The sequence below is a fragment of the Pseudovibrio exalbescens DSM 16456 genome, assembly GCF_000422785.1.
Classification (GTDB): domain Bacteria; phylum Pseudomonadota; class Alphaproteobacteria; order Rhizobiales; family Stappiaceae; genus Pseudovibrio; species Pseudovibrio exalbescens.
In genome coordinates, this window is record NZ_AUGS01000005.1 from 255,486 (window position 1) to 266,831 (window position 11,346).

Annotated in this window: 11 protein-coding genes; 7 read left to right on the forward strand and 4 right to left on the reverse strand. The window is 54.2% G+C overall.

All coding sequences use genetic code 11. From position 1 onward, the window contains the following. Nucleotides 1-18: 18 nt before the first annotated feature. On the forward strand, nt 19-456 hold the full coding sequence (locus G512_RS0106080) for a universal stress protein (protein WP_028480940.1): 438 nt from the start codon (nt 19-21) through the stop codon (nt 454-456). Nucleotides 457-608: 152 nt separating this feature from the next. Then, nucleotides 609-1,346, forward strand: a complete 738-nt coding sequence (locus G512_RS0106085; RefSeq protein ID WP_028480941.1) for a cytochrome c biogenesis CcdA family protein — start codon at nt 609-611, stop codon at nt 1,344-1,346. Here the strand turns inward: G512_RS0106085 and G512_RS20190 are convergent. Both G512_RS20190 and G512_RS22540 read right to left on the reverse strand, forming a co-directional pair. After that, on the reverse strand, nt 1,237-2,283 hold the full coding sequence (locus G512_RS20190; RefSeq protein WP_073833242.1) for a DMT family transporter: 1,047 nt from the start codon (nt 2,281-2,283) through the stop codon (nt 1,237-1,239). The two genes, G512_RS0106085 and G512_RS20190, sit on opposite strands and share 110 nt — an antisense overlap. 94 nt (nt 2,284-2,377) lie before the next feature. Then, entirely contained in the window at nt 2,378-3,379 is a 1,002-nt protein-coding gene (locus G512_RS22540) for a RodZ family helix-turn-helix domain-containing protein (protein ID WP_143181408.1), read from the reverse strand. Nucleotides 3,380-3,732: 353 nt separating this feature from the next. On the opposite strand from G512_RS22540, the gene glmU reads away from it, so the two are divergent. The 3 genes from glmU to G512_RS0106110 all read left to right on the forward strand — a co-directional run bounded on the left by glmU (nt 3,733) and on the right by G512_RS0106110 (nt 7,489). After that, nucleotides 3,733-5,100, forward strand: a complete 1,368-nt coding sequence (gene glmU, locus G512_RS0106100) for a bifunctional UDP-N-acetylglucosamine diphosphorylase/glucosamine-1-phosphate N-acetyltransferase GlmU (protein ID WP_028480943.1) — start codon at nt 3,733-3,735, stop codon at nt 5,098-5,100. Nucleotides 5,101-5,251: 151 nt separating this feature from the next. Then, the gene (gene glmS, locus G512_RS0106105) at nt 5,252-7,078 is read left to right on the forward strand and encodes a glutamine--fructose-6-phosphate transaminase (isomerizing) (protein ID WP_028480944.1); all 1,827 of its coding nucleotides are present in this window, start codon (nt 5,252-5,254) and stop codon (nt 7,076-7,078) included. A 72-nt stretch (nt 7,079-7,150) separates the two neighbouring features. After that, nucleotides 7,151-7,489, forward strand: coding sequence for a gamma-glutamylcyclotransferase family protein (locus tag G512_RS0106110; RefSeq protein WP_028480945.1), 339 nt, complete (start codon nt 7,151-7,153; stop codon nt 7,487-7,489). Here G512_RS0106110 and G512_RS0106115 read toward each other — a convergent pair. Beyond that, nucleotides 7,467-7,847 carry a YbaN family protein gene (locus G512_RS0106115; protein ID WP_028480946.1) on the reverse strand — a complete coding sequence of 127 codons (381 nt, stop codon included), beginning with the start codon at nt 7,845-7,847 and terminating at the stop codon, nt 7,467-7,469. The genes G512_RS0106110 and G512_RS0106115 overlap by 23 nt on opposite strands. Nucleotides 7,848-7,998: 151 nt before the next feature. Between G512_RS0106115 and G512_RS0106120 the strand changes: the two genes are divergently transcribed. Beyond that, a complete protein-coding gene (locus tag G512_RS0106120) occupies nt 7,999-8,766 on the forward strand; it encodes a DUF502 domain-containing protein (RefSeq protein WP_051269006.1) in 768 nt (255 codons plus the stop codon). Nucleotide 8,767: 1 nt separating this feature from the next. Here G512_RS0106120 and recG read toward each other — a convergent pair whose 3' ends face one another. After that, entirely contained in the window at nt 8,768-10,870 is a 2,103-nt protein-coding gene (gene recG / locus G512_RS0106125) for an ATP-dependent DNA helicase RecG (RefSeq protein ID WP_028480948.1), read from the reverse strand. Nucleotides 10,871-11,040: 170 nt separating this feature from the next. Between recG and G512_RS0106130 the strand changes: the two genes are divergently transcribed. Continuing rightward, entirely contained in the window at nt 11,041-11,340 is a 300-nt protein-coding gene (locus G512_RS0106130; RefSeq protein ID WP_036488691.1) for an FAD assembly factor SdhE, read from the forward strand. Nucleotides 11,341-11,346: the final 6 nt, after the last annotated feature.

The window sequence follows — 11,346 nt, forward strand, 5'->3', positions numbered from 1 at the left end:
AAACGAATGGATAGGGTCATGTACTCAAATATCTTGCTTCCGGTTGACTTGAACGAGGAAAGCTCCTGGAAGAAGTCGCTCCCCATCGCAGTGGATCTTGCCAAGCACTACAATGCTGAGCTGCATGTGGTTTCCGTCATGCCGGATTTTGGTAAGGCCATTGTGGGCGGTTATTTCAAGAAAGAGTTTGAGCATGATGCCTTGGAGGCAGCCAAGGTTGCTCTGGAAGAATTGCTGGATCGGGAGTTGCCGGATGATACCCTCAAGGTGAAGGGGCATATTGCTCACGGAACGATTTATGAGGAAATCAACAAGGCCGCGGACAAGCTGGGCACAGATCTGATCGTGTTGGCGTCCCATCGACCGGAGTTGCGAGATTATCTGCTTGGCCCCAATGCGGCGCGGGTCGTTCGACACGCCAACCAGTCTGTGATGGTCGTTCGCGGCGACGAGTGATCACAGGGATTTGTCTGCAAGCGATCTCGATTCCCGTTACACAGAAGCCCTAGCGGTTGCGGAAGCGTTCGACGCTTCCCAGCCATTTTGCGGGCTTTCAGGCCCGCTCAGGTTTCTGGGCGGGTTTTCATTAAGACTATCAGGACCGGTTCATGCTGGAACAAGTGACGATTTTCGGGGCTTTTTTTGCGGGTATATTATCTTTCGTCTCTCCATGTGTGCTTCCTCTGGTGCCACCCTATCTGGGGTACATTGCGGGCATGTCGCTGGATGAACTCACTCAAGACGAACAGGAGGCGGCACGCCGAAACAAGGTCATTTTTGCTGCCTTGTTTTTTGTCGCGGGTTTCTCGACCGTGTTTGTGCTACTGGGCGCGAGCGCGTCGTTTCTTGGGCAGTTTTTCCTACAGCATTCACAGATATTGGGTTACGTAGCGGGTGGATTGATCATCCTGATGGGCCTGCACTTTCTGGGCGTGTTTCGCATTGGCGTGCTCTATCGTGAAGCCCGAGTTCAGGTCACGAGTTCACCCGCCGGGTTCCTGGGGGCCTATTTCATGGGGTTGGCATTTGGTTTTGGCTGGACGCCCTGTATCGGGCCCGTGCTTGCTTCGATTCTGCTGATCGCAGGGACTGAGGCATCTGTTGGCAATGGAATTGTGCTTCTGGCATCTTATGCTCTGGGAATTGGCGTGCCATTTTTGATCGCCGCTGCGTTTGCTGGACCCTTCATGGAGTTCATGAAAGGCTTTCGCCACCACATGCAAACTGTCGAACGCGTCATGGGCGGTCTGTTGGTTTTGACCGGTATCGGGTTCTGGACCGGTTATATGCAGGCGTTTTCGTTCTGGCTGTTGGAAACCTTTCCGGTGTTGGGCACGATCGGGTGAGGCATTGGGCCTGTGAGTTGCCTAACCTTCTAAGTGCCGCAACGGGCAGGGTTGCTAGGATCAACCCTGCCATGATTGGGATAAAACCCATGAAATGGTAGGCACGAAGTTCTTCTCCCAGAAAAACAACCGCCATGAAAACACCATAGGGTGGGAGCAGATACATAAACAATCCCGCGATTGACGCGCCAACCATCTTGATTCCGTATTGATAAGTTGAAAACGCCAAAACCGAGGCGACGATAGCGACACCAGCTATCGAGAGCCATGCCGGCATGCTTGTTGGCAAGGGCGCAACGAAAATCATTTCCATTATCGAAAACGGAAACAGCAGAAGGGCGCCCAACCCCGCCAGAGTTGCAAACAACATCATGACGGGGATGTCTTGCAGGGCTTTCTGGCGAATGAGAACGGAATAGGTTGCCCAGCTAATCATGCAGAGGGCGAAAATCAGGTCACCCCAGTTGAATTGCAGCGTAAGAAGGTTCGCCAATGAACCTTTGGTAACGATAATGGCAACACCAGTAACAGCCAGAATGATGCCCACGGCTTCGCGGGGGGATATGCGGCGTCCTCGAAAAAGCCATTCCAGAACCATGATCACAATCGGTGCCGCAGAGTAAATCAGCGTGCCATGTGTTGCACTGGTGTATTTGAGCGCAAGATAGACCAGAGCGCCACAGATCCACATGCCCAGAAATGCCATGACGAGAAGCAGTTTCAGATTTGCTCGAATGATGGGCATGGCTGCCGATGCCTGCTTATGCGCAAACGGCAGCAAAATGATGAATGCCAGTAGCCATCTCAAGAAGGCGAGTGTCCAAGGCTCGGTCTGCTCGATGGCATAGCGCCCAATGATGATGTTCGAGCTCATGAATACCGGCATGATGAACAACAGAGGATAGATCAGGGGATTCTGGCTGGCTGGTGAGGACACGTGACTGAACCTTGGGTGTGAGAAACAAGTTGGCAGCAGGCAACGCCGCGAGAGGCCGGGTGCACAATGGAGTATGGCAGGAGCCTGCGAAAGTTTACTTTGGGTGGATGACCATGCGGCAGGGCAGGTTCTGCGCTCGCAGTTGGGCGCAGGCAAGGGCCGTATCACGGGCGTTGGCGAATGGACCTGCAACTGCTCTGTACTCGATGCCATTTTCGGGGTCTGGATCTTTAGCCAGTACATGACCCGATACCCCGGCAACCAGACCGGACACGGCACTGGCATGCTCAAGATGTGTTTGCGCATCACCGCGGCTTTTGAATTCACCAAGGTCAACAGCGAACGCTGTTCGCGTGAAAACGGATCCTGCCCGGCCATACACGATCCCCGCTGGCCCTGTTGGTGTGAGGTTGGCCGCGACTGGAGAGATGGCCGACACCAATTGAGGTGCTTCGGAGGAAGGGAGAGGCACAGTCGGTTGATCAGTACTGAGTGCTACAAGCGGTGGCAACGAAGCGTAGACTTCAGGGGCGACCTCCGGTGCGGGAAGGGTTTCAATCGGTGGGGGCTGAAGTTGTTTGGGTTTGGCTCGGGCAAGCGGTACCGGATCCGGCCCCATGGCCTGCTCCTGGGAAGCCAGCTGAACATCCGCACCAAACGGGATCTTTCTTGGCACTTTCTGTGAGGAGGGCAAAGCCGCCGCGTCTTGTTCTGTTTCCTGCTTTGCTGTTGATCCTTCGCGGTTGTTCTCAGCTGGGAGGTGTTGCGAGCCGCTGGTCAGGTTGGCTTGGGCCAATTGTACCTTCAGTGGCTGGGGCGGGTGGGCCTCCAAGCGGGCCAGCGTCTCACGCAATCTCTCATTGCTGTTGCGCAGGCTCCCCAACTGGCGTTCCAGCATGGCTACCTGCGTGCTGATCTGGCGAACTGAGGTGCCTGCTGTTGTTGACCGGTTATTGTTGTAACTGACGGGTTGATAGACAGCGAGCTCGTTATCTTTGAAGACCTCGGTTGTTTGAAATGGCTCGCTTTCGGTCAGGAAGGGCAGCTCGGTGGTCGCTATGGGAGGTTGCGGTGTTTTGAACGGCTGAGGGGTCAAGACAATCGTTGCCAGAGCAGCTGTTGCACAACAAACAGCAATACAGCCCCAGAGTGCAATTGCCCTCCGGTCTATCTGGCCCGTGCCAGTGTGCCCTTGGCTGTATGGCTCGACTGTGCTTTTCAAAACAAACAACTAATGCAAAGATTGATTCCGCGACGGCTGTACCCTCTAAACCTTGTGGGTTTATGGTTAACAGATTGCAAACGCTAATTTGTCCGGCTCGCTGATTTTTACAGTTTCTGCTCAAAAAGGCGAAAGTTGTTGGTGATATAGTGCCTCTGCAGATTGATTTGTAACGGCATGACTGCAGTGTCCTGCAAAGAACGGTCTTCAACTTCAGGAACAGATACATGACCTCGGAAAGCTGCTTGGCAATCGTACTCGGTGCGGGACTTGGGACACGGATGAAATCCAGTTTGCCTAAGGTCATGCACGAAATCGGGAACCTTCCGTTGATTGGTCACGTCGTCAGGGCCGTACAGGCTGCCGGGTCAGAGGAGCTGGCAGTCGTCATTGGGCCGGAGATGCCCGAAGTTGAAACAACAGTGCGGTCGCTGTCACCCGGCGCGCAATGCTTCGTCCAACATGATCGTTTGGGAACGGCTCATGCGGTCAAGGCCGCCGAAGCGGCTTATCAAGGCAGCGAGTGTGGTCACGTCTTGGTGCTTTTCGGTGATACGCCGCTTGTTACGCCCGCGAGCTTTGTCGCTTTGCGTGAGGAGTTGGCCAAAGGGGCGGACGTGGTTGTTCTTGGGTTTGAGGCAGCAGACCCCCATGGGTATGGTCGCTTGCTGACCAAGGGAAATCAGCTTGTTTCAATTCGCGAAGAAAAAGATGCAACTGATGAAGAGCGCAGAGTCAGTTTGTGTAATGCTGGCATCATGGGCTTTCGCCGAGAAGCTCTGGCAGAGTTGGTGGATCTGATCGAAAACAAAAACGCCAAAGGCGAGTACTACCTGACGGACGCGGTGGAAATAGCTGCTTCAAAAGGGCTCAAGGTACGGTTTTCTGTTGCTCCCGAATCTGAAGTGCAGGGCATCAATACCCGTGCACAACTGGCCGCGTGCGATGCTGTCTTTCAGGAGAGAATGCGGCAACAGGCAATGGCCGATGGCGTCACTTTGCTTGCACCTGATACAGTCTACTTTTCGTGGGATACAGCCGTGGCACAGGACGTTGTGGTAGAGCCTCATGTGGTTTTCGGGCCTGGTGTGCGCATTGAGACCGGCGTTCGCATTAAGGCATTTTCACACTTTGAAAAAGCGCATGTTGAAAGAAACGCAACTGTTGGTCCCTATGCGCGGTTGCGACCCAATGCACAAGTTGGCGTTGGTGCTCATATTGGCAACTTTGTTGAAATAAAAAATGCTCAGATCGAGGCCGGTGCCAAGGTCAATCACCTTTCTTATATTGGCGATGCGCGGATCGGTACGAAGACCAATGTTGGAGCCGGAACGATCACCTGTAACTATGATGGGTATTTCAAACACCACACGGATATTGGCGCAGGCGCCTTTATCGGTTCTGACAGCATTCTGGTTGCGCCGGTGACCATCGGTGACGGAGCCTTGATCGCTGCCGGTTCGGTTATTACCGAAAACGTGGACACCAACGCCATGGCGTTTGGGCGATCTCGACAGGTGTCCAAATCTGACCGCGCAGCAGAAGTGCGTGCGGGTTTAGAGAAAAAAAAGGCCCAAACCAAGCAGGCCGACTAGAAGTAGGTATGTATAACTACTCTAATACCAATGGTGTGTAACGAACCGAAACATCTATTGATTTCACAGCGTTATGCACCTTTGGCTAAACAGGTACCAAGACCAACGGATTTCGGCGGGCAACAGGCGTCGATCATCAAGGAGAATTGATATGTGTGGTATTGTCGGCATTCTCGGGCAAACACCGGCTGCACCGCTGCTTGTGGATGCGCTGAAACGCCTTGAGTATCGCGGATACGATTCTGCCGGTGTAGCAACGCTTGAGCAGGGAACTATTGTTCGGCGCCGTGCCGAGGGCAAACTGCGAAATCTCGAAGCCTTGCTTGATGAACAACCCTTGCGTGGCACGATTGGTATCGGTCATACGCGATGGGCAACCCACGGAGCGCCGACTGTTCGCAATGCGCACCCGCATGCTGCTGAAGGTGTCAGCGTCGTTCACAATGGGATCATTGAGAACTTCATGGATTTGCGGGGCGAGCTGGTTGCCGGCGGTGTGGAGCTGGAAACCGAAACCGATACTGAAGTGGTTGCTCACCTGATTGCTCGCGAGTTGAAGGCGGGCTTTCAACCTGTTGAGGCAGTTCGCAATTGCCTGAGCAAGCTTCAAGGTGCTTTTGCACTGGCAATTCTTTTTGACGGCGAAGAAAACCTCCTCATTGGTGCGCGACGAGGCTCTCCGCTTGCCATTGGTTATGGCGAGGGTGAAATGTTCTTGGGGTCGGATGCCATTGCCTTGTCACCCTTTACCGACCGTGTTTGCTATCTGGAAGATGGGGATTGGACCGTTCTTACGCGGGAAGGTGCCGAGATTTTCGACGCCGATGGAAATCAGGTTGCCCGGCCAATCAGCACGTCTGCCGTTAGCGCCGCTGTGGTGGACAAAGGCAACTACAAACACTTCATGGCAAAGGAAATCCATGAGCAACCCGAGGTAATCGGTCATACCATTTCGCGGTACATCGACCTCAATGATTATTCAACGGTCGTGCCTGAGGCATCAGCCATTGACTTCACAAAGTTGGATCGTCTGGTGATCACGGCCTGCGGCACTGCCTATTACGCTGGGCTGGTTGCCAAGTACTGGTTCGAAAAGTACGCCCGATTGCCAGTGGATATTGATATTGCCTCGGAGTTTCGCTACCGCGAAATGCCCGTGAAGGCTGGAGACTTGGCGCTGTTCATCTCCCAGTCAGGTGAGACGGCGGACACGCTGGCTTCGCTACGATACTGCAAAGACAAGGGGATGGTGATTGGCTCTGTTGTGAACGTTCCCGAATCCACAATTGCTCGTGAATCCAATGTGGTGTTCCCAACATATGCAGGTCCGGAGATTGGTGTTGCGTCAACCAAAGCCTTTACCTGCCAACTTACGGTATTGGCGGCTCTTGCTGTCCATGCAGGGCGAATGCGCGGGACTTTGAGCGAGGCACAGGCCAAGGGGCTCGTTGAAACGCTTTCAGAGCTGCCGAGTTATACAAGGCAAGCATTGGCGTTGAGCGATCAGATTGAAGAAATGGCCCATTGGATCTCGCAAACCAATCATGCTTTGTTCCTTGGGCGCGGCACTAGCTTTCCCATGGCACTGGAGGGCGCGCTTAAGCTCAAGGAGATTTCCTATATCCACGCTGAAGGTTATGCAGCGGGAGAGTTGAAGCATGGTCCGATTGCGCTGATCGACGAGACAATGCCGGTTTTTGTCGTGGCACCTCACGACAGCATCTATGAAAAAACGGTCTCCAACATGCAGGAGGTTGCCGCACGCGGGGGCCGCATCGTGCTCATCACCAATGGCAAAGGTGCGGAAGCTGCCGGACTTGAGGCTCATCACATCATTACGGTCCCGGATGTTCCCGAGATTGCAACGCCGATCGTCTACGCCCTGCCTTTGCAATTGATCTCGTATTACACAGCTGTATTCATGGGAACTGATGTTGACCAGCCAAGAAACCTTGCAAAATCGGTAACAGTCGAATAGCGGGGTGAGGAGCGATCCGGCAAGAGCTGGATCGGTATTCCCAAACTCGTCGAAGCTGTAAGAGATCGCCGCATGGAGCACCTGTTTGTTTATGGCAGTCTGGCCCCCGGGGCCTCCCATGAATACCTACTGACGCAAGTAACTGGTGTGTGGTCGCGTGCCTACATACGCGCCCACTATCAAGATCGAGGGTTTTCGGAAGGGGCTGGCTATCCTGCGCTGGTGCCGGATGAACTGGCTGAGTGGCTTCAGGGGAACGTTTATTCTTCAGAGCACTTGCATCGCATTTGGCCTGATATCGATGAATGGGAGGGCGAGGAATATGTTCGCGTTCCTGTGGAAGTCCAATGTGAAGATGGGTCAGTCTTGCTCGCACAGGCCTATGTACTCAGGACACTTGAGCAGTCCTAGGACCTGAGGGGCGCGTGATGACATAGATTGCGCAACAGATCAGGACAGCGAGGACGATCAACGCCAGTGGCATCGTGGGGGCGGTGGTAAAAAGAAACACGAAATAGCCGCCCGTCATGCCGAGTACAGCCATTATCTTGGCGCGTACGGGGATGACGCCATGATTGCGCCAGTCCTGAATGTTTTTGCCAAATCTTGGGTGGTTGAGCAGCCACTTCTCCAGACGTGGGTTGGATCTGGCGAAGCATCCAGTTGCGAGAATCAAGAATATGGTAGTGGGCAACAACGGCAAGACGATGCCGATCAATCCCACTGCAACCAGCAAGAAACCCGCTGCCAAATAGAATGCGCGTGGCACGTGCAGATCTCCTTCCGGGCGAAAAAAACGGGTGTTTTTGCAAAAACACTCGTCACTGCAACAATTCCCTCTAAGTTCACCCATATAAAGCAATAGGATATATGATGCCAATCACGGGTGAGTGTGGGCGTTTCCAAGGAAGACCGATTGCATGAAGAGATCTGATTCCAACTCGAAAGACGCCGGTGAGGGCGAAAGCATTGTACCGCGGGTGAGTGCATTGACCAAGATTCGCAATTACTTCCTGACAGGATTGGTTGTTGCAGGACCGATTGGCATTACGCTTTACCTAAGTTGGTCGCTCATCCAGGTTGTTGATGGCTGGGTAAAGCCGATTATTCCTGCAAAGTATAATCCGGACACCTACTTTGGCCTTGAGGTGCCGGGTGTCGGGCTGATTGCAGCTTTGGTCACGTTGACACTCATTGGTTTTTTGACAGCCAACATTGCCGGACGCACGCTGATAAATCTGGGTGAGCGCGTTGTGGCGCGGATGCCGCTGGTGCGTAACCTGTATTCGGCGTTGAAGCAGATTTTTGAAACGGTGCTGCGCGATAGTGGGCAGAACTTTACCAAGGCTGCACTGATTGAATATCCGCGGCCGGGTTTGTGGGCGGTTGTGTTCGTTGCAACATCTACGCGCGGTGAAGTCGCCACCAGACTGAAGAACAAGGCAGAAACCGTGTCCGTGTTCTTGCCAACAACGCCGAATCCGACCTCAGGCTTTCTTCTGTTTGTTCCAAAAGAGGACGTCATCGAACTGTCGATGAGCGTGGAAGATGCGGCCAAACTAGTCATTTCGGCGGGGTTGGTCAGTCCTGATTATCCAGAGATCCTCGCGGAATTGGGGGAGGAAATCACGTCGACCGGCAGCTCGAGGGCTGGCGAGAAAAGGCGAAGCGGGGAGCCCGCAGAATAGGTCATCCCGCTCGCAACAAGCGCACGGCTTCATCTCGGGAGAACAAATAAAGCAAGTGTCGGAGTGCGTCGCCTCGAGGTGAAGTCAAGGCCGGGTCTCTGGACAGGATCAGCTTGGCATCATCCCGGGCGATTTCCATCAGGTCGCCGTGGGCTTCCACGTTTGCAATTTTGAAACCCGGCATTCCGCTCTGGCGTGTTCCCAACAGTTCACCTTCGCCGCGCAGGCGCAAGTCTTCCTCGGCAATGCGAAAACCGTCGTTGGTTTCACGAAGAATGCTCAACCGCGCTGCCGATGTTTCACCAAGGGGAGCCTTGTACAACAACAGGCAGGTCGACGCGGCACTGCCTCTACCGACACGGCCGCGGAGCTGGTGAAGTTGCGCCAGACCAAAGCGTTCCGAGTGTTCGATAACGATGATCGTCGCGTCAGGCACATCGACCCCGACCTCAATCACCGTCGTGGCGACCAGAAGACGCGTTCGGCCATGCTTAAAATCATCCATGGCTGCTTGTTTTTCGTCCGCTGACTGACGACCGTGAACCAGCGACACGACCGGGCCGAGGCTGCGCTGAAGGTCTTCGAACCGCTCTTGTGCGGCGGCCAAGTCGATTTTCTCGGACTCTTCCACGAGCGGGCACACCCAATAGGCTTTCTCACCGCGTTGAATGGCAGCTCGCAAGCGCTCCACGACCTCGGATATCCGGTCGAGAGATACAGCTACGGTTTTGATGGGCTGGCGACCTTCGGGCTTGTCCGTAAGCCGTGAGACTTCCATGTCGCCGAAGTAAGAAAGGACCAGTGTTCTTGGGATCGGCGTCGCCGTCATTACGAGGACGTCCACATGAGCGCCTTTGGAGGAGAGGGACAGCCTTTGGTGTACGCCGAAGCGGTGCTGTTCGTCGACCACAGCCAGCCCGAGATTCTTGAATGTAACCGTTGTCTGGAACAACGCGTGAGTTCCCACAATCAGGTCCAGCTCTCCAGCCGCCAATGCCGCATTGATCTCACGTTTTGTTTTTGCCGTGTCTTTGCCACTCATGACGGCGGCGCGAATGCCGGCGGCTTCGCATAGCGGCAAGATTGATGCGTAGTGCTGCCGGGCGAGGATATCGGTCGGTGCCATGAGCGCTGCTTGAGCACCGCTTTCAATGACCTGTGCCATGGCCATGAGACCAACAACGGTTTTGCCTGAACCAACGTCACCTTGTAGCAATCGGAGCATTCGCACGGGCGCGTCGAGGTCCTCCGATATTTCGATCAAGGCTTGTTCCTGGCCTTCGGTAAGGTTGAAAGGCAGCGCGGCGCGAATGCGTGCCCGCAACTGGCCGTCACCGCGCCTTTCGGTTCCTCCCTGGTGGCGCATGGAATTGCGAACCAGGGCGAGCGCCAGTTGATTGGCCAGATACTCATCATAGGCCAGCCGGCGCACGGCTTTTCCCTCTGCGACAAGATCCGAGGCGTCTTCTGGATGATGAACTGCCAATAAGGCATCCTTGAAGCTCGGGAAACCTTGTTGGTCCAAGAATTTGGCGTCTTGCCATTCGGGAAGGTCAGGCACCACTTTCAATGCCAATTGCATGGCCTTGATGATCATACGCCCGGATAGTCCCGCCGTCAGTGGATACACGGGTTCTACCACCGGCAAGGTCTTGGCATCTTCTTCACTCACAACATAGTCCGGGTGAACCATTTGTGCGCGATCGTTGAACCATTCCACTTTGCCGGATACCAAACGTGTTTCGCCAACTGGGAGAATTTTTTCCAGATAGTCTCGGCGGGCATGGAAAAAAACCAGTTCGATGGATCCGGTTTCATCATGAGCGAAAACCTTGTAGGGCGCTCGGCTATTGCGCGGTGGTGGACGGTGCTGGTCCACACAGAGTGTCAGCGTTACAATTGTGCCTTCGGGGCTACCCGAAACACCGGGGCGCAGGCGCCGGTCAATCATCGACGTTGGCAAATGGAACAGAAGATCCGAGATTCTGGCCTCACGTTCGGCGTGGCCGACCAATAAGCTACCAAGGGTTTTGGCCGTTTTGGGACCAATTCCGGGTAACTTGGTGACAGGGGCAAAGAGCGGATCCAGGCGTGTCGGGCGCATTTAAAAAATCGGACTATAACGTGAACAGAGGCTTGATTGGTCGCACGTCTAGGCTATTTGTGCAACCGCAGATGAGAAAACACTGACAGAAGTGTTTCATGCCGTTATACACGGCTGTCTGATCTTACACGGTGTTTTTATGAACGCCCGCAGTCACAGTGAGGCCATCCATGATCAACGACAACCAGCCCCAAGGCGATCATCCCACCTCTCACCTTGATCCGCGACGGAAGAAAATCCTGTTTCGGTGCTGGCACCGCGGCATGAAGGAAATGGATCTCCTTCTTGGCGGTTATGTACAGGCGAAAATCGGGGATATGGATGAGGCTCAGCTTTCCGCGCTCGAAGAGTTGATGGAACTCCACGATCAGGATCTTTATTCGTGGTTCATCGGGTCCAAACCCGTTCCTTCTGCCCAGGATACGGAGTTGTTTCGCGATATCCTGGCGTTTTACCAGACCCAACGCTAACGACCG